The following is a 20,047-nucleotide window of genomic DNA, read 5'->3' on the forward strand; positions in this document are numbered from 1 at the left end:
GTCCTGTCGGGAGAGGACCTGCTCGGCCGGGAACGGAGTTGCTCGGCCGGGAACGGAGTTGCTCGGCCGGGAACGGAGTTGCTCGGCCGGGAACGGAGTTGCCCGTCGGGAGAGGGAGCGCAGTGCATGGCACGCAGGGCAGCGGCGAAACCGGCGGCGAAGGCGGCTTCCGTTCAGCCGCCCGTTGGGGACAAGTCGGCCGCCAGCAAACCCAAACGCGCCTCGCGCAAGACCACGCCGAGCCCCGAGACCCTGACGGCGCTCGGGCTGGAGCGCCTGATCGGCCTCGTCCTGTCCGAGACGGCGCGGAATCCGACCTTCAAGAAGCTGGTGACGGCGGCGGTGGCGAGCCTGCAGGGACCGGACGCCATCGCGGCGCTGATCGACCGGCGCCTCACCGCCCTGGAGCGGGGCCAGGGTTACATCGACTGGCAGAAGCAACGGGCCTTCGCGGCCGACCTCGACGCCATGCTCACCACGGTGGTGACCGAGCTTGCCGCCCTGGACCCGCGGGCAGCCCTCGACCGGCTGATCCGCTTCCTCGGCGGAGCCGGCGACGTCCTTGGACGTGCGGAGGATTCGAGCGGACGTCTCCACGGAGTCTATGAACGCGCGGCCGATGCGGCCGCCGCCCTGATCGTCGATCTCCCCGCGGAGGAGGCGGCAGGGGTCGCCACCGGGCTGGTGACCCGCCTCGGCGCCGACGGTCACGGCTTCGTCGAAGCCCTGATGCACGACCTGATCCCGCGGCTGCCCGAGGCGGCCCTGGCGCCCCTCGATGCGGCCCTGGCGGATGCCACACCCCCGGCCTCCGAAGGCCGGGCCGGCGGCCAGAAGGCCTGGGCCTCTCAGCTCGCCCGCAGCCGCCTCGTCCGCATGCGCCAGGCCCTCGCCGACCGGGCCGGCGATGTCGATGCCTTCATCGCCTTCGAGCAGGCGGTGTCGCCCGAGCAGCCGGACCGCGTGCGGATCGCCGAGCGACTGCTGGGGGCGAACCGGGCCCCCGAGGCGCTGGACTGGATCCGCCGCCCGCAGAAGCGCGGACCGGTGGTGGTCACCCGGGAGGCGCTGCTCACGGGGCATTTCGACCACGACGCCCCCGAGCGGGCCCGACAGGCCGTGGAGATCTGCATCCTCGACAGCCTCGGCCAGACGGAGGCCGCACAGATCCTGCGTTGGGAGGCCTTCGCGCGTCACCTCGATCCCGCGATGCTGCGGGCCTACCTCGCCAAGCTGCCCGACTTCGAGGACGACGAGGCACTGGCGCGCGCCTTCGACCAGGCGCAGGCCCACCCCGATCGCTACCGGGCGCTCGCCTTCTTCACCCACTGGCCGAATCCCACTCATGCCGCGCGCCTGGTCATGGCCCATCGCGGCCGCTGGGACGGGAGCCGCTACGAGATCCTGGCGCCCGCCGCCGAGGCCCTGGAGCGGACGCAGCCGGAGGCGGCAGCCGAGCTCTACCGCCTGCTCATCGATGCCATCCTGGAACACGGGCGCAGCGCCGCCTACGGCCACGCCGCCCGCTACCTCGAAGCCCTCGACGGCCTGACGGAAGATCCGGAGGCCTACCGCGGCACGCTGCGCCGGCTGCACGGGCGCAAGGCCGCGTTCTGGTCGCAGGTTCGGGATTGAAGGCCGAGCCTGCTCAATCCTGCTCGATCGGGTCGATCTTGTCCGGGTAGAACGCGAGATGCCCGGCGATGGCCGCGACCGCCGGATAGGGCGCCTCGTAGCTCCAGACCGCGTCCGGCCGGGTCGCGTCCGGCGTCGTCAGCGTGAAGTAGCTGGCATCGCCCTTGTACGGGCATTGGCTGCGGCGGGTGCTCGGGGTGAAATGCGCCCAGCGGGCGTCGGCCCGCGGAATGTAGAACACCGGCGAGTAGTTGGCCTCGGTGAGCACCAGGGCGGACTCGGTCTCGGCGAGGAGCGTCCCGGCGAGCCGGAGACGCAACCGGCCCGGATGAGGCGCGATGGTGATCGGGTGGTCGGGTCCGGGCTCTCTCATGGGTCTTGTCCTTCGGGCTTGCGTTCGGTGGTGCCCAGGGCCTCGGCGAGGCGCGTCTGGGCGGTTCCGGGCTTCAGGGGCTTCTGCTGGCTCTCGTGCGGGGCCCAGCCGGAGAGCCAGAGAATCTCGAAGCTGGCGCGCAGGCGCCCATCGGGATCGGCGAAGCGCTCGGCATAGAGGGCGGCGGCGCGCAGGAGCGTGTCGCGGCGCAGGGGGGTGCGACGCCGGTCGAGCAGGACATTGGTCAGCCCCATGGCGCGCAGGTCGTGCATCAAGGCGAAGGGGTCGCGGTAGCGGACCGTGACGGTCTCGACATCGGTGACCGGCAGGGCGAACCCGGCCCGCTGCAGCAGGCTGCCCATCTCGCGGACCTCGGCAAAGGGGGCCACGCGCGGGCTGACGCCTCCCTCCACCTCGCTCTCCGCCTGCCCGAAGACCTGGCGCAGCTCGGTCAGGGTCCGGCCGCCGAGAAGGCAGCCGATGAACAGCCCGTCGGGACGCAGGGACCGGCGCAACTGCGCCAGGGTGCCGGGCAGGTCGTTGACGTGCTGCAGGGCGAGGAGCGAGACGGCGAGGTCGAATTGGGCCGGCGCCAGCGGCAGGGCCTCGAGGTCGGCCAGCACCGCACCGGCCTCCGCCCGGGGTGCCAGGCGGGTGACGCCCCCGACCCGGCCGGAGGCGCGCAGGCGCTCAGCGGCGAGGGCGGACGGGCTGCCGAGATCGACGGCCTGGGTGAAGGTCCGCAGCACGGCGCCGAGGCGGTCGTCGAGATCGTCGACGACCCGGCGCAGCAGGAAGTCGGCATAGCCGGCCCGGTGGGCCCGGGCGAGGCGGCGGCGGGCGAGGCCCGTATCGAACAACGGAGGCGCGGTCATCACGATCTAGATGGCGCGTCGACACCGCGGGCGCCAGCGGCAACCGGGACGGAACGTGAATCCGTCCCTCGCTGTTAAGGCCCAGCGATTCGACGACGAATCGAGGAGATCAGACGCCATGAAGTCCATCCTGTTCGGCGCGGCCCTCACCCTCGCGGGGATCAGCCTTGCCACCACCGGGGCCGAGGCCAAGGGCTGCATCAAGGGCGCGCTCGTGGGCGGCGTTGCCGGCCACATGGCGGGCCATGGTGTGATGGGTGCCGCCGCGGGCTGCGCCGTCGGACGCCACCAGGCCAACAAGCGCGACCGCGAGCAGAACCAGGCGCAGCCGCAGCAGCCGGCGCGCTGAGAACAACCAGAGGTCGCAGATTTCTCACGCGGGTGGTAGGGTCGCCGTCATGGCTCCTGCTGCCCGCGCCGTCACCACAGGATTGCAGGCCGCCCTGCGCGGTGGCCTCGCACTCATCTATCCGCCGACCTGCCCGGGCTGCAGCGGTGCCATCGCCGATCCGCATGCCCTCTGCGCCCGCTGCTGGTCGGGGCTGCATCTGATCGCGCCGCCCTGCTGCGACCGCTTCGGGACGCCCTTCGCCGTCGATCACGGCACCGGTGTGCTGCTCTCGCCCCGCGCGATCGCCGATCCGCCAGTCTTCGCCCAGGCGCGGGCGGTGGCCCTGTACGAGGGCGGCGCCCGCGACCTCGTGCAAAGGCTGAAATACGAGGACCGTCTGGATCTCGGCCCCGTCCTCGCCGGGATGATGGCGGGTGCCGGCGCGGAGCTCCTCGCCCGCGCGGATTGCCTCGTGCCGGTCCCGCTCCACCGATGGCGCCTGTGGCGCCGCCGCTTCAATCAGGCCGCGCTCCTGGCGCGCCGGATCGGCCGGATCGCCGGGCGGCCTTCCGAGCCGGGCTACCTTGCGCGCGTGAAGGCGACCCGGCCGCAGGTGGGGCTGAGCCGGGTGGCCCGGGCGACGAACCTCCAGGGCGCCTTCCGGGTGCCGGAGGCGATGCGCCCCCAGCTGCAGGACCGGCGCATTCTCCTGATCGACGACGTCATGACCACCGGTGCCACGGCCAACGCCGCCGCGCGGGTACTCCTGCGCGGCGGTGCGGCAGCGGTGGATGTCCTGACCTTCGCGCTGGTGGCGGAGGAAATCGGCTGAGCGACGCGGTTCAGGCCGTCAGTGGATCGAGGCGGCCGGCCTCGGCAGCGGCCGGCGTGCCCGGCGTCAGCACCTTGCCGCGCGGGCCGACCCAGGTGCCGACCCATTTGCGCTGCCACACCAGCAGGCAGACCAGCACCAGGGCGGCGAAGATGGCGTAGCCGACGAAGCCGAGGGCGAAGGAGCCGGTATACTGCTTCGACAGGCCCATCACGTTGGGCAGGATCGCGCCGCCGAGGGCCCCGACCTCGCCGATCATCGAGCCGGCCACCGCCGTGTTGGCGGGCCAGCGCAGGGGCACGAGCTGGAACAGGGCGCCGTTGCCGGCCCCGAGGGCGGCGAAGCACAGCATGAACAGGGCCGTGGTCAGCGCCAGGGAGGGCGAGGCCGTGAGGAGCAGGAACGAGCCGACCGCCGCGATCAGGACGACGGACAGCACCAGGATGCCGCCGATCCGGTCGGCGAAGTAGCCGCCGACGACGCGGATGCCCGAGCCCATCAGGGCCGCCAACATGGTCAACCGGCCCGCTTCGATCTTGGTGACGGCAAACTGCTCGTAGAAGAAGGTCGGCAGGAAGTTCGACAGGCCGATGAAACCGCCGAAGGTGATGATGTAGATCAGGTTGAAGGCCCAGCCGTCCTTCTGGAACAGGCAGGAGACGTGCTCCTTGAAGGACTGGTGCTCGGCGTCCGGCGGCTCCTTGGCAAAGACGACCATGACGATGAGCGGGATCGCCATGACGCAGCCGGCAAAGCCGTAGACGGTCTGCCAGCCATAGGCCTGGGCCAGGGGCGGCGCGAACAGCACGGCGAGCACGGTGCCGGAATTGCCGGCGCCGGCGATGCCCATGGCCAGGCCCTTGTGCTCCTTCGGGAACCAGCCCGAGCCGAGGGACAGGGCGACGCCGAAGGAGGCCCCGGCGATGCCGAGGAGCACGCCCATGGCGAGCACCTCGTCGTAAGTGTTCACGTAGAAGAAGCCGAACGCCATCGCGATCATGATCACCGTCATCTCGGTGACGGCGGCGTTCTTGCGACCGATATACTGCGCCAGCACGCCGAGCGGGAAGCGCATGATCGCGCCGGCCAGGATCGGCAGCGAGATCATGAACCCGGTCTGGGCGGGGGTCAGCTTGTAGGTCTCGGTGATGAACGGGCCCATGGCGCCGTTGAGCACCCAGATCGCGAAACAGAAATCGAAGTAGAGGAAGGCGGCGAACAGGGTCGGGGGATGACCGGATTTCATCACGGTCTTGAAGCTGGCCATGGAGTGCGTCTCGAGGTTCGCGGCCGCAGTGCGGCCGTGCATGCCAAGGGATCCGGACTCACGCCGTCCGCATGCGGAGCGCCTTTGCTCCGCGCGTCGCCGAGCGGCGACGGATCGAACCAAGCACCGAACGTGCCAGTTTCAGGGATGCCCTTCGTCGTCAGGCCGGGCCGATGCGCGGACCGTCACCTGCCGCTACCAGCGGCGCCCGAGTGCCGCGCGAGACGGCATTGCCCAGGAAGTGTCCAGGGTCGCAGTGCAGGCGTGCGCGGAGTCAGCCGTCGGCCTGGAAGGCCGCCAGCGGTGCGGCGATGGCGCAGGTGACGCCATCGGCAGGAAAATCGAGGGCAATGGTGCCGCCTACCTGGCCGGCGAGCCCGCGCTCGATGAAGCGCGATCCGAACCCCTTGCGTGTCGGCCGCGTCACCGGGGGGCCACCGATCTCGGCCCAGGAGAAGGCCAGGGTCGGCTCGCCGGCCTCGTCACGGACCTCCCAGCGGATCGCCACGTGCCCAACCTCATCCGAGAGCGCCCCGTACTTGGCCGCGTTGGTGGCGAGCTCGTGCAGCATCAGCGCCAGCGACAGGGCCGGCTTGGCACCGATCTCGAGATCCGGCCCATCGAGGCGGAAACGCCCCTCGCGATCCTCGTGCAGCTTCAGGGCCCCCCGCACCACCGGGCCGATCAGGGTGCTGCCGAGGGCGCCGCCCATCAGCAGGTCATGGGCTTGGCCGAGGGCGATGAGGCGGCCGGCGAGCACCTCCTTGGCCGTGTCGACATCGATGGCGCTGCGCATGGTCTGGGTCGCGATCGACTGCACCATCGCCAGCAGGTTCTTCATGCGGTGGCTGAGTTCGCGGTTGACCAGCTCCTGCTGCTCCTCGGCGCGGAGGCGGGCCACGGCGGCGCGGGTGCGGTCGACGACGTTGCGCACGAAATCGAGGATGTCCGGCGTCCAGTCGCGCCGCTTCGAATCGTGCAGGCAGAACACCGCCACGAGCTGCCCGCGCTCCATCAAGGGCAGGTTGATCACGGTGCGCACGTCGAGGGCGCGGAAGGCGCCGGATCGGTCAGCGGTGCGCGGGTCGCTCTCCACGTCCGCGATGACGACGGCGCGCCCCTGGCGCAGCTCCTGCAGGTAGGAGCCGTAATCGTCGTAGCGATGGCGCCCGACGAGGGTACTCGCCCCCGGCACGGTCCAGTCCCGGACGACGTCGAGATAGGCTCCCGAATCGTCCAGGACGCCGTAGGCGGCGCGGGTCAGACCCAAGGTCCGGCCTGCGATCTCGGCGGCCACGAAGGCGATCTCGCCGGGATCCTGCAATTCCCGCAGGCGCTCGCCGAGCTCGACCAGGGCGGCCTGTCGCTCCTCGGCGCGCTTGCGCTCGGTGATGTCGACCGACGCGCCCGGAAACCGCAGGGGCGTCCCGTCGGCGGCGCGCACCAGGCTCCCGCGGGCGATCACCCAGCGATGGGAGCCGTCCGGCTGGAGGATCCGGTACTCGCAGGCGAACTCCTTGGAACCCGCGAACAGGCGGTCGAGCTCCGCCTGGAAGCGCGGCATGTCGTCGGGGTGGAAGTTGCGGATGTACTCCGCCAGGGGCGCGCCCAGGGCCGCGCGCTCCGGATCGACGGTGTAGATCCGCGCGAAGTTCGGATCGGCATAGATCACGTCCTCGCGCAGGTCCCAGTCCCAGGTGCCGATCATGCCGGACGCATTGAGGGCGAGGCTCAGACGCTCCTCGCTCCGGCGCAGGCGGGCATTGGCCGCCTTCCGTTCGGTGATGTCGGTCAGGGTCAGGACGGCCCCCTGCACCACCCCGTCCTCGATGATGGGGGCATTGTTGGTGATGACGTCGATGGGCGATCCATCCTGGCGGAAGAACGTCGCCTCGCGGTCGCGCAGGGAGACGCCGCTACGCAGGGAGCGGACGACCTCGCACTCCTCGCGCGGGAACGGACGCCCGTCGGGATGATGATGATGCGCCGTGTCGTGGAGATTGCGGCCGATCAGGCTGCCGAGGGGCCAGCCGAGCATCGCCTCGGCGGCGGGGTTGGCGAAGATGACGACGTCGTCCTCGCTCAGGCGGACCACCGCCTCGCTGAGATGGTCGGTCACGGTCTGCAGGAGAGCCGTCTGCCTGCGCAGCGCCTCGTCAGCCTGGCGCTGGGCCGTGCGGTCGCGCAGGATCTTGAGATAGCCGACCTGCCGGTCCGCCTCGTCCTTGAGGGGCATCATCTCGCCCATGCCCCAGAAGCGCGAGCCATCCTTGCGCATGTGCCAGCGCTCGTCGTTGGCCCGTCCGAGATCGCGGGCGAGGCGCATCTCGTGATCGGGCATTCCGCGTGCGCGGTCCTCCGGCGTGAAGAAGAGGTCTGCCGGCTGGCCCAGCATCTCAACCTCGCTCCAGCCGAGGACGCATTCGGCGCCCGTATTCCAGCTCGTGACCCGGCCGGCGAGGTCCAGGGTGACGATGCCGTAATCGATGGCGCTCCCGATGATCGCCGCATTGTGCCGGTCGCTCGCGCGACGCTCCTTCAGGGCGCGCCGCAGGTTGAGCTCGGTCATCACCCGGCCCGCGAGGGTGCGCAGGATGAAGCCCTGCGCCTCGGAGAGCTGGCGCGGCTGGGTGTCGAGGACGCAGAGGGTCCCCAGGGCTGTCCCCTCCGGCGTGCGCAGGGGCATCCCGGCGTAGAAGCGGACATGCGGTTCGCCGGTGACGAGGGGATTGTCCGCGGTGCGCGAATCCCGCGTGGTGTCGGGAATGACGAAGAGCCCGTCCTGCCGCACGGCGTGGGCGCAGATCGACTCCGTGAGCGAGGTCTCGGACCGCGCAAAGCCGACGCGGGCCTTGAACCACTGGCGATCGGTATCGACCAGCGAGACCAGGGAGACCGGCATCTCCAGCAGACGGGATGCGAGCGTCACGATATCCTCGAACCCGTCCTCGGGCCCGGTATCCAGGATGTCGTAGCGCGCCAGGGCCTCGGGGCCCGTCTCGGGCGCGTCGCCGGTCCTACTCAATCGTCCCTCCGGCCACGCTCCCCCCGATGCACTGCGCCTCGGACAATCCTGCGCCCTTGATCCTCGCACGCGACCGTGGACGGTCGACCCGACGCGGGCCCCGCCAGCTTTAGCGAAGCGCGCGCGATTGTCCTACGTTCAACCGCAGGCAGATCATCAATTTCGCGCAAATCAATTTTGCACGCGTGCGAGCGAGCAATGCGCCCGGAGCTCTACCGGCAGACCGTGATGCTGCGGACCACCCAGCCCTCGCCGGCCTGCCAGAGCTTGCGCCGGGTGCGTTGGCAGGTTGGGTTCTCCGGCTCGCTGGAGGTCCAGCTCGTCACCGGAGCAGCGGGCTCCGCGACGCGCGCGGTTCGGCTGCGGCCCGCCTGCCCTTCCGAGGGCATGAGGCAGACGAGCAGGAGGAACGCGAGCGCCGCAGGGCGCGCGCGGTGACGGGGACGCGGGGGGACCGGCACGGGTCGCGTTCCATGATCTAGGGAGAGGGCCTTGCGGACGACCACCTATGTCGGCACGCCGCTTCGTTTTGCAATCGATCGACCATTCCGGCCGGGGGTCGATCACCGCTTTTTCGCAGACATGGTGAAAGCGCGATGCCGGCGTATTCACGCGGGTCTTCGAAAGGTTTTCTGGATGGTTTCCAAACCCTATGATTGTGCCCGCACTGCATCGCCTCCGAACTTTGGTGCCGATGCAGGGCTGCCCATCGTTCAGATGACGTGACGTCTCTGCGTCGACTTGCTAGGCCCAGGCTCGAACGACCCTTCTCTGACTATCTTCCGAGCAACGTCCATGTCCCAGACGACCCGCCGCACGCTTCTCACCGGGGCGACGACGAGCCTCGCGCTCCTCACGCCTGTCGGGTCCGCCCTGGCGCAGGGGCGTGGCCTCTTCGGCGGTGCCCTCGCGGGGGATGGCCCCTACGACGACGAGCGCCTGTATCGCGACGAGGAGGGACGACTCTATCGTCGTCGGGGCGGCCAGTACGTGCCCTATTCCGAGCGCGGCGCGGATCGCGGGCTCGATCCGGTGCGAAGCCAGCGCGGCCGCGCCGCGGCGGATGATCCGGATGCGGATCTCTACGCCCCGCGGCAGGTGCCGCCGGCCTCGGCCCAGCAGGCCGCTCCGGCCAAGCCCATCGACGATGGCCCCATCGACTTCAACCGCGCCTACGCGGCGATCACCGATGAGCCCTTTCCGGTCTATGCCTTCAACTGGCGCAAAGCGAACCCGTCCTTCCTCCGCCAGGAGGTCGCCTATACGGGGTCCGAGACCCCGGGCACGATCGTGGTCGACCCGCGGGCGCATCACCTCTTCCTCGTCCAGCCCAATGGCCGGGCGCGGCGCTACGGCGTTGGCGTGGGCAAGCAGGGCTTCTCATGGTCCGGCGCCTCGACGGTGAACTCCAAGCAGATGTGGCCGGACTGGTATCCGCCCAAGGAGATGATCGCGCGGACGCCGAAGCTGGCGCGCTCCGTCTCCCAGCTCCAGAGCGGGCTCGGCGTGCCCGGCGGCGCCCACAATCCCCTCGGGGCGCGAGCCCATTACCTCTGGCAGGGCAACAAGGACACGCTCTACCGCATCCACGGGACCCTGGAGCCGGAGTCGATCGGCAAGAGCGTGTCGTCGGGCTGCATCCGGATGATCAACCAGGACGTCATCGATCTCTACGGCCGCGTCGAGATCGGCTCCCGCGTGGTGGTGATGAGCTGACGAAAAACGGCCTCCCCCTCGCGTCATGAGGGGGAGGCCGCGGCCTACCTTCGTTCTGCTGGTCCGTGCCTCCGCGCCGGGCGCGAAGGAACGCCGCTCAGGCCTCGGTGATCTCGCCTTCGCGCACCGCGCGCTCGCTGCTCCCGGACTTGATCCGGTAGAACGGCTCGCCGGTCTGATCTTCGGGGACGAGGCGGACAATCTCGAAGACGTCGGAGATATCGCTCTTCGGGGCGGTGTAGCCGATCTGAGCGCGGCGGACGCGCTGGCCGATCTTGAACTTGTGGGACATGGCGCTTGTCTCCTCGGTGGAGGTTGGGCGGACTGACGTCGCGCCCGGGATGGACCCGCTCGCTGCGGCGGTCCCGGTGATGCGGGCCCGTCCCGAGGGACGCACCGTCGGGCGGACCCGCCCCGGATCCGCCGTGTGGTCGCGGGATCGAACGATCCCGGCGACGAAAACCCTCAGCGGCGCGCCTTGGCCTTGCGGGCGGCGTAGCGCGCGTCGCGCTGAGCCTTCTGCTCCAGGCGTGCGGCGGCGGCCTGCGCCACCTTCTCCTCGGCAGCACGAACCTCCTCGGCGGCCTGGCGCTCGCGCTCGGCCTCGGCTTCCGCAGCGCGCTGAGCCTCGGCCTCGAGCCGGGCCTGCTCGCGGGCCGCCACGCGGACCTCGCGCTCCCGGGCGATCTGAGCCCGCTCCGCCTTGCGGGCGAGCACGGCCGGATCATCGGCAGCCGGGCGGTCCCGGAAGCGGGCCAGCGCCGCGGCGCGGGCTTCGGTCGCGGCCTTGAGGCGGTCGGTCATCGAGTTCGGGTTGAATTGGCTCACACAGGATCCTGTCATGCGGGAGGCCGCCTCGGGCGCGCTCCCCTGGAATCGGGTCTCAGAACACAAGCAAGCCGCCTCCCATTCGGGAAGCGGCTCTCGAAACAGGTCGGGCTCCACGCGGGAGCCCGCCGTGATCAGACGGTCTGGAGGCTGCCGGCGGACTGCTTGCCGCTGCGCTTGTCGGTTTCCATCTCGTAGGAGACCTTCTGGCCTTCCGCGAGGCCGCGCATGCCGGCGCGCTCGACGGCCGAGATGTGCACGAACACGTCGCTCCCGCCGTTATCCGGCTGGATGAAACCGAAACCCTTTGTCTCGTTGAACCACTTAACAGTACCGACAGCCATCGTATTCCTTCGCCCTTGCGGGCTTCATCTACCGGAGGTCCACGCGATCATGCGCGGCCGTCTCCGTTACCAATTCAAGACATAGATCTCTGGCACACGATTTCATAACGAAACCGCGCCACCGAGGTTCTGCCGTTGAATTGATATTGAAGGTCTACGCGCTTCGCAGCCGATTAGCAAATCGAATTTCAAATCAGCCGACATACGGCGCAAATCCCGCGGCCGAGATATCTGTGCCCGCAGGGTGTATCTCCCGCGTTCTTTGCTGAAATCCGGCTTGAAATTCTGTTCGCAGTCCCGCGGTGGCATCAGCTCCGTGCGGTCTGGATCGGCGGGCGCGGGGCGCGCCGACCGCACCGCGCCCGTCGGGGTCGCAGCCTTTCCAGGCGATACGGTCAACGGAGCGGAACCAGATGACGTCGATCCTCGTAATGACGTCGATCCCGCGCCCAACAGTCGTGACCCGGCCTTGCACGCTTCGCCATCGGACCAACCCCCTGCAGACGGGACTTTCCCGCTCCGACGCGTGCAGTTCTCAAGCTGCGATTACCCACAGGACGACGCCGCGCAGGTCTATCAGCTGATGTTCGCCAGCGCGGCGCTGGTGACGCCCCTGGTGACGCCCTTCCACGTGGACATCACCAGCTTCTGGTCGGAACACCTGCGATTTCATTTCATGAACGGCGTCCCGTTCATCTTTCACCGGCCCGCGCAGAAACTCGGCTTCGACGGCCTCGACGCGATCATCCTGCAACATGTCGAGACCGGCAGCATCATCGGCAACTTCGATGGCCGCGACGTGCGGACCGGAGCCGGCTCCGTCTACGCCATCGACTTCTCCCGACCGGCGATCATCCGCGACGCCCAGGACATCCCGCAGCAGCGGCGCAACTTTGTCAGCATGCCGCGCGCCTTCGCCCGCCGCTGGTTCGGCCCCCTGGATGCGCTCCACGGCCTCGTCATTCCGCCGGACATCGCTGCGCCCTACACCACCCACCTCCTGCGCTTGCGCGACCGCCTGCCGCATCTGGCCGCGCTCGATGCCGAGACCCTCGCCCACACCGCAACCCTGATGGCCCAGGCCATCACCACCGCCCTCGGTCACGGCACCTCCCTCAGCGATCCGGCGCGGCTGCACCAGAAAGCCCGCCTGTATATCGAGGCGAATCTCGGCAATCCCGACTTGAGCGCCGCGGAGGTCGCACGCAGCATCGGCGCCTCGCGTTCCAAGCTCTTCGCGATGTTCCAGCCGGTCGGTGGGGTCGAGTGCTTCATCCGCGCCGCCCGGCTGCAGCGGATCAAGGCGGCACTCAGCGCGCCGGCGCAACCGCACCCCATCGCGGTGCTGGCCGAGGCAGTCGGGTTCCGCAGCCCGGCTCAGTTGAGCCGCCTGTTCCGACAGCATTACGGGATGACGCCGTCGCAGTTCAGCGCCAGCGCCGATCCCGGCGGCGTCCGCCGGATCACCGAGCGGGCGTGAAGCGGGGCGGACGAACCGCTACAGGGCCAGGGAAACCTTGACCACGGCGCCATCCTCCTTGTCCGGGCGGACCGCGAAGCCGAGTTGGCGACAAACCGCCAGCATGGCGCGGTTCTCGCGCAGGACCGTCCCCTCGACCCGGGAGAGCCCTTCGACTCGGGCCCAGTCGATCATCAGGCTCATCAGGGCATGGCCGAGGCCTGTCCCCTTCCGGTCGCCGTGGATCAGGATGGCGTATTCGCCGCTCTCATGATTGGCATCAGCGTGCAGACGCACGGCGCCGAGCATCACCCCGGTGGCCGCGTCGATCGCCACGAAGGCGATGGCGCGGGCGTAGTCGAGCTGCGTGAGCTTGGCGAGGAAGGCGTGGTTGAAGTCCCGCACCGGGGCGAAGAAGCGCAAGCGCAGGTCCTCGGCGCTGACCGACTGGAAGAAGGTCAGGAACAGCGCCTCGTCCTCCGGCCGCACTGGCCGTACCGTGATGGTCTCGCCCCGAAGGTGAAGGGTGCGCTCCCATTCCACCGGATAGGGCCGGATCGCGAAGCGCGGATGGTAGGCGCCCCGGGCGCGCCGGCCGGCCGCGGTCTCGGCCCCTACCATCACGCGGGCGTCGAGCGCGAGAGCACCGGTCTCGTCGGCGAGGAGCGGATTGATGTCGAGCTCGCGCACCTCGGGGCAGTCGGCCGCCAGTTGCGCCAGCTTCACCAGGACCAGCGCCACCGCGTGTCGGTTCACGGCCGGCACGTCGCGATAGGCCGCGAGACGCCGGGCGACGCGGGTCCGGTCGATCAGCTCCGAGGCGAGGCGCAGGTCGAGGGGCGGCAGGCCGAGGGCCCGGTCGTCGATGACCTCCACCGCCGTGCCGCCGCGCCCGAACACCACCACCGGCCCGAAGGTCGGGTCCTCCGCGAGCCCCGCAATCAACTCGCGCTGCTTGCCGCGCCGGATCATCGGCTGGACCGCGAATCCGGTGATCCGCGCCTCCGGCGCCAGCCGCCGGGCCCGGGAGAGGATGTCGGCGGCGGCCAGCCGTACGTCGGCCTCGCTGGTGAGATCGAGACGCACGCCGCCGATGTCGGACTTGTGCACGATGTCAGGCGAGACGACCTTGAGGGCCACCGCGCCGCCCTGCGCGATGATGGGCCATGCGGCCGTCGCGGCGGCATCGATGTCGGGCGCCAGCGTCAGGGGTACGCTGTCGATGCGGTAGGCGGCGAGAAGGTCGGCCACCGCGACGGGGTCGAGCCAGGTCTGCCCCTGGGCCACGGCGCGCGCGACGACGGCGCGGGCCGCCTCGATGTCCGGGGAGAAGTCGCGCGGCAGCGAATCCGGCGTGCGCATCAGGTCGTCCTGCGCCTCGCGATAGCGCACGAGGTGCAGGAATCCCTCGACGGCCGCGTCCTCGGTTGAGAAGCGCGGAATGCCCGCGGCGGCGAGGCGTCCGACCGCCTCGGCTTCCTCACCGATCGTCACGGCGAAGACCGGCTTCTTGCGGGCGCCGTTTCGACGGATCCGGGTCACGGTGTCGGCGATCGCTCCTGCGACCTCCGTGCCGTCCGAGCGCGCCGTCGGCACGTGGACCGCGAGCACCGCGTCGTTGCCCGGATCCGCCAGCAGGGGCGCGAGGGCGTCGGCGTAAGCCTCCGGTCCGGCGGCGACGCCGAGATCGACGGGATTGCCGAGCGTCCCGGCCGCCGCGAGGGTGCCGCCGCGATCGGCGAGGCGATCGGCCGCCAGGGCGCCGATGCCGCGTCCATTGCCCAGGATCGCGAGACGATGCCCCGGAAAGGGGCGCTGCCGCCCGAGGGTTTCCACCGCGGAGAACATCGCATCCAGACTCTCGACCGCGAGCAGCCCGGCGCGGCGGAAGGCTGCCTCGTAGACGGTGTCGGGCCGGGCGAGCGCGCCCGTATGGGTCGCGGCGTGCCGGGCCGGGGCCCGGTGGCGCCCCGCCCGCAGCACCACGACCGGCTTGGCGCGCGCGGCCGCCCGCGCGGCCGACATGAACTTGTGCGCATCCACGACCGCATCGAGGGAGAGCAGGATCGCCCGGGTCCGGATGTCGGCGGCGAAGTGGTCGAGGCAGTCCGCAACGTCGATATCGCAGGCGATGCCGAGGGACAGCACGGCCGAGAAGCCCACGTCCCGGCGTGCCGCCCATTCGACGATGCCGGCGGCGACGGTGCCCGACTGCGACACCAGCGCCAGGTCGCCGGCCTTGGGGGCGCGGGCCAGGAGACTCGCATCGAGGTGGGCGCCGGGAACCGAGAGGCCGATGCTGCCGGGCCCGAGGAGGCGCAGGCCGTGGTGGCGAGCCTCCGCCCGTGCCGCCTCGCAGATCGCGTCGCTGACGTCCGGCGTGAGGATGACGGCACTGGCCGCTCCGCGCAGCCCGGCCTCCGCGATCTGACCGGGAATTGCTTCGGCCGGGGTCGCCAGGATGACGAGGTCCGGTGCCTCGGGAAGGTCGGCGAAGCGTGGGATCTGACCGGCGGCCGCATCGGAGCCGAGGCAATGGATCGGCCCCGGAAAGCCGCCGCGCCGCAGATTGGTCAGGGCCGCCTCGGCCAGCCCCTCCGGACCTGCCTCGAGGCCGACCAGGGCGATCGCGCGCGGGGCGACCAGCGCCTCGAAGCGGTACGTACTCATCGGCCGAACTGCCTCTGCTCGGGTGACGGGGCGGCCGCCCCTGAACCGTCACGGCGTCAGGAGCGTCACCGGCTTGGTAACCGGGTCGGACGGCGAGCGCGTCCGGCAGGCGGTGTTATAGACCGCCTGCGCCCGACCGGTAGGGCGTTCGCGTCCGGAGACCTGCATGCCGTCCCAGCCCTCCTCGCCCGCCCCTGAAACAGCGGACGGAACGATCCGTACCGACATCGTCGCCGCCATGCGTGATCTTCTCACGCTCGGTCTGAGCCAGGGCACCTCCGGCAACGTATCGGTGCGGGCGGGCGACGGCTTCCTGGTCACGCCTTCCGGGATTCCGGCCGACACCCTACGGCCGGAAGATATCGTGGCGATGCAGTTCGACGGCGGGTTCACCCACCCGCTCGCCCCCTCCTCCGAGTGGCACTTCCACCGCGACATCCTCGCGGCACGTCCGGACGTGAACGCGGTGGTCCACGCGCACCCGACCCACTGCACCGCCTTCGCGATCTGCGGGCGGGACATTCCGGCCGTGCACTACATGATTGCGGCGGCAGGCGGACCGACCGTGCGCTGTGCCCCCTACGCGCCCTACGGCACCGAAGCCCTGTCGGCGGCGGCCCTGACGGCCCTGGAGGGACGGATGGCCTGCCTCCTCGCCAATCACGGCATGATCGCCATCGGCTCCGATCTCCGGAAGGCCCTCTGGCTCGCGGTCGAAGTGGAAGCGCTCTGCCGCCAATATGCGGTCGCGCTTCAGGTCGGAAATCCCGTCGTGCTGCCAGATGACGAGATCTGGAGAACGGTAGAACGGTTCAAATCCTACGGTCCGCGTAGCCGAACGGAAGGGTGATCAGGTCTCGCATTGCCTGAAGCGGGCGTTGAAAACGTCCGTTCGGGACCTTTTCGGTCCGACCTACGTAAATTTTTACGCAGATCCGCGCGTGGCTGCAGAAAAAAAACGCGCGGTCTCCACAGCCTGCACGGCCATGCGTGCGTATAGATTTTGTATTCAAGAACCAAATTAGTCCTTGGGCCTGTTTTGCCCGCAATAGGGCCTTGAGGTCCGCTTCGGCTCAAATCTCTCGCCAGACTTGGTCTGTATGAGATCATAATCCCTCCCATAGAAAATTATTTTTTCGGTTCGTCGATACGAGCCTTGAGGCTTTAGAGCCGTTGATCCCTCAGTCCGTGCAGGATCAGAGAAAATCGCGCAAATTTAGTCCGGTTTCTCGGAATGGCACTGGTTGCTGGTCTATTCGAGTTCACCAGAAATCGGCCCGATGCGACCTATACGAGACCTGCTGAGCCTCTTGCCTTTTGCTTTGCTGCATCATAGCAACCAGCAAGTCACAACCAGACCGCGGCATCCAAACCTCCCAAACGGCAGCACGCCGTCGGGCTGGGCGGTATTCAAAACGCAACGAGAGATTCAGAATGAGCGCCGAGAACGGAATCCTGCCGGACTACATCGAACTCGCGGCCGACATCGTATCGGCATTCGTGAGCAACAACTCGGTTCCGATCGCGGACCTGCCGGCCCTGATCGGCTCGGTGCACGCCACCCTGGGCAAGCTCAACCAGGTCGGGACCGAAGAGAAGGCGGAGCCTCTGACCCCGGCGGTTTCCATCAAGCGCTCGATCACGCCCGACTACGTCGTCTGCCTGGAGGATGGAAAGAAGTTCAAGTCGCTCAAGCGTCACCTGCGGACGCGTTACGAGATGACGCCCGAGCAGTATCGCACCAAGTGGAACCTCCCGAGCGATTATCCCATGGTCGCCCCGAACTACGCGGCCGCCCGTTCGGAACTGGCCAAGAACATGGGTCTCGGTCAGCAGCGTCGGAAGCAGGAGAGCCAGCCGGCCGAGATCGAGGCCAAGGCAGGGTCGACGCCGCGCGGACGTCGTCCCAAGGTGGCGGCTCAGGCCTGACGCCCGGAAGAAATGGATGCCGGACCGGCGACGAACAAGGCCGGGGCGCTCTGCCTCGGCCTTGTTCGTCTTGTCCACAGCTTGTCGACCGCGTCTGCCCTGACCTTGGCAGATACGGTGGAAGCGTGCCTTTCGTAGATCAGATTGGTATTCGAATCGGCTTGCCGCCGCGTGATCGCAGAACCGATGCGCTGGTCCGCAAGATCTTCGGGCATCCGGATTCGTCCCTGCCCTCCCCAGCCCGGGCGGCGTTAGAGAACGCGCAACCCTCCGCTGCCACGGTCGGGTCCGACGCGGCCGAGGGTCGAACGATCTCGGCCCACCTCCGGTTGGGACCACCACATGTCGGGTCGATCGCGCCTCGTGGCGCGCCTGTTCTGGACGTCCGTACTTGGAGGGGGCTGCGCCCTGTGGTTCGGGCAGCCCGGCGCCATCGGAGCCGGACTGGCGTTCGCCGGTGTCGTCCTCCACCATCTCGACCGGCCGCGGCGCCTGCGCCGACTGATCCGGAGGATCGCCCGCCCGCATGCGCCGACCCTGGCCCTGCGGCGGCGGCAGGAATGCTTCATCGATGCCTACGGCAACCTGATCAGCGACGGCTGGGAGCGCGAGCGAACCTACTTCGCCGAGCGCACGGTGGTGCCGCAGTTGGAGGCCCGGGGCCGTGGCGGCGAGATCGATGGAGCCTGGGAAGACATTCTCGCCATCATCGATCGGGTGGCGGATGGGGTGCAATTGCCGGACGAGAGCGAAGCCCCCGAGGAGGGCATCGCCTACGAGCGTTACTGTGCGGGACGCCTGCGCGAGGCCGGCTGGAACGCGCGCGCCACCCAGGCCAGCGGCGACCAGGGCGCCGACATCGTCGCGGAGCAGGCCGGAATCCGTCTCGTCGTCCAGTGCAAGCGCTATGGGCGGCCGGTGGGCAACGGCGCCGTGCAGGAGATCGCGGCGGCGATGCGGTACTGGTCCGCCGACAGGGCGGCGGTCGTCTCGAATGCCGGGTTCACCCCGGCGGCGCGCAAGCTCGCCGCCGCCACCGGTGTCCTGCTGCTGCACCACGACGCCCTTGCCGAGATGCAGCCGGCGCCGCCGCTTGCCCCGCCGGCCGGTGCCAAGCGGCGCGGCATTCGGCCTTCGCCCTCATCCCTTGCCGAGCGGTAGCCAGCGATGGCCCTGCGCGGCCAGGAGCGCAGTCGCTCTCTCCGGGCCGTCGCTCCCGGCGGCGTAGGGCTCCACCGGTGCATCGGCCCAGGCCTTCAGCAGGGGATCGACCACCGCCCAGGCGGCCTCGATACTGTCGGCACGCTGGAACAGGGTCGCGTCGCCGATCAGGCAATCGTAGAGCAGCGTCTCGTATCCGACGCTCGGCGTCTCCTGGAAGAAATCCCCGTAATCGAACGCCGCGGTGACACGGCCGAGCTCCAGGCGCGGTCCGGGGCGCTTGGCGTTCATCACGATGTCCATCCCCTGCTCTGGGTCGATGCGAAAGCGCAGGACGTCGGGGGTGACGGGCGCGCCCGGAGTGGCGAAGGGCGAGTGCGCCGGGGGCCGGAAATGAAGGGCGATCTCGGTGACGCGGTCGGTCATGCGCTTCCCCGTGCGCAGGTAGAACGGAACGTCCTTCCAGCGCGGGTTGTCGATGGCGAGCTTCAGGGCGACGTAGGTCTCGGTGCGGGAATCCCGCGCGACGTTGGGCTCGTCGCGATAGGCCGGCACCGCGTGCCCGTGCTCCTGGCCCGCCCCGTATTGGCCGCGAACCGCCTGCTCAGGCTGAACCGGCTGCACCGCCTGAATCAGCCGGGCCTTCTCGTCCCGGACGTCCTCGGCATCGAGCGTCTTGGGCGGCTCCATCGCCACCATGCAGAGCAACTGGATCAGGTGGTTCGGCACCATGTCGCGCAGCGCGCCGGTGGGTTCGTAGAAGGCGCCGCGCGCCTCGACGCCGATCGTCTCCGCCGCGGTGATCTCCACGTGGTCGACGTGGTCGCGATGCCAGACCGGCCCGAGCAGTCCATTACCGAACCGGATTGCCAGGATGCTCTGAACCGTCTCCTTTCCGAGGAAGTGATCGATCCGGAAGAACTGACTCTCGGCCCCCTGCTCGAGGATTCGCGCATTCAGGGCTCGGGCGGAATCAAGGTCGCTCCCGAACGGCTTCTCGATGACGACCCGGCGGAACGCGCCCTTGTCCTCCTTCAGGAGCCCCGCCTGACCCAGAGCGTCGACGATCGGCCCGAAGAAGCGGGCCGAGACCGCGAGGTAGAAGATGACGTTGCCGGACAGCGCCTGAGCGAGGCTTGTGAAGGTGTCGGCGGCGGTGAAGTCGCCTTGGCGGAAGCTGAGGCGCTCGCCGACGAAGCCCCAGGCCTTGGGGTCGATGTGGTCGGGGTGGAATTCCGAGGTGCGGTCCGTGGTGAAGGACTGCATCGTCTCCGTCAGGTCCTGGCGCCAGCCCGCGTCGGTGTTGGCGTTGTGATCGACGCCGATGATGCGGAACTGCGGGTCGAGCAGGCCACCGGCCGCGAGGTTGTAGAGCGCCGGCATCAGCAGCCGCTTCGTCAGGTCGCCGGAGGCCCCGAAAATCACCAGCGTGCAGGGGGGTGCCGCCGGGACGGGCTGGTGCTCGGGTGTCCCGGCGGGTGCCTTGGCGGGGGGTGTCTGATCCATGGCCCACGGCCTCCACTCGCGATTGCCGCGCGACGCGCCGGCCAAATCCGCTCGTCAACCTGCAGCGTCCGGCGACGTTCCGGCCAAGGTCGTGTC

General features: G+C 69.4%; 21 protein-coding genes. 9 read left to right on the forward strand and 12 right to left on the reverse strand.

Going from position 1 to position 20,047, the window contains the following annotated elements; genetic code table 11:
• Window positions 1-126 precede the first annotated feature (126 nt).
• Window positions 127-1,635: a DUF6880 family protein gene (locus AC0IY1_RS00570; protein ID WP_471767022.1), complete on the forward strand. Its 1,509-nt coding sequence runs from the start codon at window positions 127-129 to the stop codon at window positions 1,633-1,635.
• Between the two features lie 13 nt (window positions 1,636-1,648).
• Here AC0IY1_RS00570 and AC0IY1_RS00575 read toward each other — a convergent pair whose 3' ends face one another.
• A complete protein-coding gene (locus AC0IY1_RS00575) occupies window positions 1,649-2,008 on the reverse strand; it encodes a DUF427 domain-containing protein (protein ID WP_471767024.1) in 360 nt (119 codons plus the stop codon).
• Window positions 2,005-2,883, reverse strand: coding sequence for a methyltransferase domain-containing protein (locus AC0IY1_RS00580; RefSeq protein ID WP_471767025.1), 879 nt, complete (start codon window positions 2,881-2,883; stop codon window positions 2,005-2,007). Before AC0IY1_RS00580 ends, AC0IY1_RS00575 begins: the two co-directional genes overlap by 4 nt.
• Before the next feature lie 118 nt (window positions 2,884-3,001).
• On the opposite strand from AC0IY1_RS00580, the gene AC0IY1_RS00585 reads away from it, so the two are divergent.
• Window positions 3,002-3,232, forward strand: a complete 231-nt coding sequence (locus tag AC0IY1_RS00585; RefSeq protein WP_103708401.1) for a hypothetical protein — start codon at window positions 3,002-3,004, stop codon at window positions 3,230-3,232.
• Between the two features lie 49 nt (window positions 3,233-3,281).
• Window positions 3,282-4,046, forward strand: a complete 765-nt coding sequence (locus AC0IY1_RS00590) for a ComF family protein (RefSeq protein WP_471767027.1) — start codon at window positions 3,282-3,284, stop codon at window positions 4,044-4,046.
• Between the two features lie 10 nt (window positions 4,047-4,056).
• On the opposite strand, the gene AC0IY1_RS00595 is transcribed toward AC0IY1_RS00590, so the two are convergent.
• From AC0IY1_RS00595 to AC0IY1_RS00605, 3 genes are all read right to left on the reverse strand, one after another.
• Window positions 4,057-5,313, reverse strand: coding sequence for a nitrate/nitrite transporter (locus AC0IY1_RS00595; protein WP_471767388.1), 1,257 nt, complete (start codon window positions 5,311-5,313; stop codon window positions 4,057-4,059).
• A 274-nt stretch (window positions 5,314-5,587) separates the two neighbouring features.
• Complete coding sequence (locus AC0IY1_RS00600) at window positions 5,588-8,338, reverse strand: PAS domain S-box protein (protein ID WP_471767028.1); 2,751 nt, start codon at window positions 8,336-8,338, stop codon at window positions 5,588-5,590.
• 212 nt (window positions 8,339-8,550) lie between these two features.
• Window positions 8,551-8,799: a hypothetical protein gene (locus tag AC0IY1_RS00605; RefSeq protein ID WP_103708398.1), complete on the reverse strand. Its 249-nt coding sequence runs from the start codon at window positions 8,797-8,799 to the stop codon at window positions 8,551-8,553.
• A 31-nt stretch (window positions 8,800-8,830) separates the two neighbouring features.
• Between AC0IY1_RS00605 and AC0IY1_RS00610 the strand changes: the two genes are divergently transcribed.
• On the forward strand, window positions 8,831-9,064 hold the full coding sequence (locus AC0IY1_RS00610; protein WP_471767030.1) for a hypothetical protein: 234 nt from the start codon (window positions 8,831-8,833) through the stop codon (window positions 9,062-9,064).
• Window positions 9,065-9,133: 69 nt separating this feature from the next.
• Window positions 9,134-10,054 (forward strand): L,D-transpeptidase, encoded by a 921-nt coding sequence (locus AC0IY1_RS00615; RefSeq protein ID WP_471767031.1) that lies wholly within the window; start codon window positions 9,134-9,136, stop codon window positions 10,052-10,054.
• Window positions 10,055-10,151: 97 nt separating this feature from the next.
• Here AC0IY1_RS00615 and AC0IY1_RS00620 read toward each other — a convergent pair whose 3' ends face one another.
• From AC0IY1_RS00620 to AC0IY1_RS00630, 3 genes are all read right to left on the reverse strand, one after another.
• The gene (locus tag AC0IY1_RS00620; RefSeq protein ID WP_055947626.1) at window positions 10,152-10,346 is read right to left on the reverse strand and encodes a hypothetical protein; all 195 of its coding nucleotides are present in this window, start codon (window positions 10,344-10,346) and stop codon (window positions 10,152-10,154) included.
• A gap of 173 nt (window positions 10,347-10,519) precedes the next feature.
• Complete coding sequence (locus tag AC0IY1_RS00625) at window positions 10,520-10,882, reverse strand: DUF6481 family protein (RefSeq protein ID WP_280137523.1); 363 nt, start codon at window positions 10,880-10,882, stop codon at window positions 10,520-10,522.
• Between the two features lie 134 nt (window positions 10,883-11,016).
• Window positions 11,017-11,226, reverse strand: coding sequence for a cold-shock protein (locus AC0IY1_RS00630; RefSeq protein WP_055947623.1), 210 nt, complete (start codon window positions 11,224-11,226; stop codon window positions 11,017-11,019).
• Between the two features lie 526 nt (window positions 11,227-11,752).
• Here AC0IY1_RS00630 and AC0IY1_RS00635 point away from each other — a divergent pair.
• Window positions 11,753-12,706, forward strand: a complete 954-nt coding sequence (locus tag AC0IY1_RS00635) for a helix-turn-helix domain-containing protein (RefSeq protein ID WP_471767032.1) — start codon at window positions 11,753-11,755, stop codon at window positions 12,704-12,706.
• Window positions 12,707-12,724: 18 nt separating this feature from the next.
• Here the strand turns inward: AC0IY1_RS00635 and AC0IY1_RS00640 are convergent, their stop codons facing one another.
• Together AC0IY1_RS00640 and AC0IY1_RS00645 are read right to left on the reverse strand one after the other, a co-directional pair.
• A complete protein-coding gene (locus AC0IY1_RS00640; RefSeq protein ID WP_055947618.1) occupies window positions 12,725-15,355 on the reverse strand; it encodes a bifunctional acetate--CoA ligase family protein/GNAT family N-acetyltransferase in 2,631 nt (876 codons plus the stop codon).
• 48 nt (window positions 15,356-15,403) lie between these two features.
• Entirely contained in the window at window positions 15,404-15,595 is a 192-nt protein-coding gene (locus tag AC0IY1_RS00645) for a hypothetical protein (RefSeq protein ID WP_471767033.1), read from the reverse strand.
• Here AC0IY1_RS00645 and AC0IY1_RS00650 point away from each other — a divergent pair.
• Both AC0IY1_RS00650 and AC0IY1_RS00655 read left to right on the forward strand, forming a co-directional pair.
• Window positions 15,594-16,205, forward strand: a complete 612-nt coding sequence (locus AC0IY1_RS00650) for a class II aldolase/adducin family protein (RefSeq protein WP_244477179.1) — start codon at window positions 15,594-15,596, stop codon at window positions 16,203-16,205. The genes AC0IY1_RS00645 and AC0IY1_RS00650 overlap by 2 nt on opposite strands.
• Before the next feature lie 584 nt (window positions 16,206-16,789).
• Window positions 16,790-17,284, forward strand: a complete 495-nt coding sequence (locus tag AC0IY1_RS00655; protein WP_471767034.1) for a Ros/MucR family transcriptional regulator — start codon at window positions 16,790-16,792, stop codon at window positions 17,282-17,284.
• Here the strand turns inward: AC0IY1_RS00655 and AC0IY1_RS00660 are convergent.
• Window positions 17,275-17,499 (reverse strand): hypothetical protein, encoded by a 225-nt coding sequence (locus AC0IY1_RS00660; RefSeq protein ID WP_471767036.1) that lies wholly within the window; start codon window positions 17,497-17,499, stop codon window positions 17,275-17,277. The genes AC0IY1_RS00655 and AC0IY1_RS00660 overlap by 10 nt on opposite strands.
• Window positions 17,500-17,626: 127 nt before the next feature.
• On the opposite strand from AC0IY1_RS00660, the gene AC0IY1_RS00665 reads away from it, so the two are divergent.
• Entirely contained in the window at window positions 17,627-18,445 is an 819-nt protein-coding gene (locus AC0IY1_RS00665) for a restriction endonuclease (RefSeq protein ID WP_471767037.1), read from the forward strand.
• Here AC0IY1_RS00665 and zwf read toward each other — a convergent pair.
• The gene (zwf, locus tag AC0IY1_RS00670; protein ID WP_471767038.1) at window positions 18,425-19,951 is read right to left on the reverse strand and encodes a glucose-6-phosphate dehydrogenase; all 1,527 of its coding nucleotides are present in this window, start codon (window positions 19,949-19,951) and stop codon (window positions 18,425-18,427) included. The two genes, AC0IY1_RS00665 and zwf, sit on opposite strands and share 21 nt — an antisense overlap.
• Window positions 19,952-20,047: the final 96 nt, after the last annotated feature.

Source organism: Methylobacterium sp. AC690 (assembly GCF_979256535.1).

What these genes read in the sequence shown, in the direction of transcription:
- AC0IY1_RS00570 (WP_471767022.1), top strand. Translation starts at nt 127, where the DNA reads ATGGCACGCAGGGCAGCGGCGAAACCGGCGGCGAAGGCGGCTTCCGTT.
- AC0IY1_RS00575 (WP_471767024.1), bottom strand. Translation starts at nt 2,008, where the DNA reads ATGAGAGAGCCCGGACCCGACCACCCGATCACCATCGCGCCTCATCCG.
- AC0IY1_RS00580 (WP_471767025.1), bottom strand. Translation starts at nt 2,883, where the DNA reads ATGACCGCGCCTCCGTTGTTCGATACGGGCCTCGCCCGCCGCCGCCTC.
- AC0IY1_RS00585 (WP_103708401.1), top strand. Translation starts at nt 3,002, where the DNA reads ATGAAGTCCATCCTGTTCGGCGCGGCCCTCACCCTCGCGGGGATCAGC.
- AC0IY1_RS00590 (WP_471767027.1), top strand. Translation starts at nt 3,282, where the DNA reads ATGGCTCCTGCTGCCCGCGCCGTCACCACAGGATTGCAGGCCGCCCTG.
- AC0IY1_RS00595 (WP_471767388.1), bottom strand. Translation starts at nt 5,313, where the DNA reads ATGGCCAGCTTCAAGACCGTGATGAAATCCGGTCATCCCCCGACCCTG.
- AC0IY1_RS00615 (WP_471767031.1), top strand. Translation starts at nt 9,134, where the DNA reads ATGTCCCAGACGACCCGCCGCACGCTTCTCACCGGGGCGACGACGAGC.
- AC0IY1_RS00620 (WP_055947626.1), bottom strand. Translation starts at nt 10,346, where the DNA reads ATGTCCCACAAGTTCAAGATCGGCCAGCGCGTCCGCCGCGCTCAGATC.
- AC0IY1_RS00630 (WP_055947623.1), bottom strand. Translation starts at nt 11,226, where the DNA reads ATGGCTGTCGGTACTGTTAAGTGGTTCAACGAGACAAAGGGTTTCGGT.
- AC0IY1_RS00640 (WP_055947618.1), bottom strand. Translation starts at nt 15,355, where the DNA reads ATGAGTACGTACCGCTTCGAGGCGCTGGTCGCCCCGCGCGCGATCGCC.
- AC0IY1_RS00650 (WP_244477179.1), top strand. Translation starts at nt 15,594, where the DNA reads ATGCGTGATCTTCTCACGCTCGGTCTGAGCCAGGGCACCTCCGGCAAC.
- AC0IY1_RS00645 (WP_471767033.1), bottom strand. Translation starts at nt 15,595, where the DNA reads ATGGCGGCGACGATGTCGGTACGGATCGTTCCGTCCGCTGTTTCAGGG.
- AC0IY1_RS00655 (WP_471767034.1), top strand. Translation starts at nt 16,790, where the DNA reads ATGAGCGCCGAGAACGGAATCCTGCCGGACTACATCGAACTCGCGGCC.
- AC0IY1_RS00660 (WP_471767036.1), bottom strand. Translation starts at nt 17,499, where the DNA reads ATGCCCGAAGATCTTGCGGACCAGCGCATCGGTTCTGCGATCACGCGG.
- AC0IY1_RS00665 (WP_471767037.1), top strand. Translation starts at nt 17,627, where the DNA reads ATGTCGGGTCGATCGCGCCTCGTGGCGCGCCTGTTCTGGACGTCCGTA.
- zwf (WP_471767038.1), bottom strand. Translation starts at nt 19,951, where the DNA reads ATGGATCAGACACCCCCCGCCAAGGCACCCGCCGGGACACCCGAGCAC.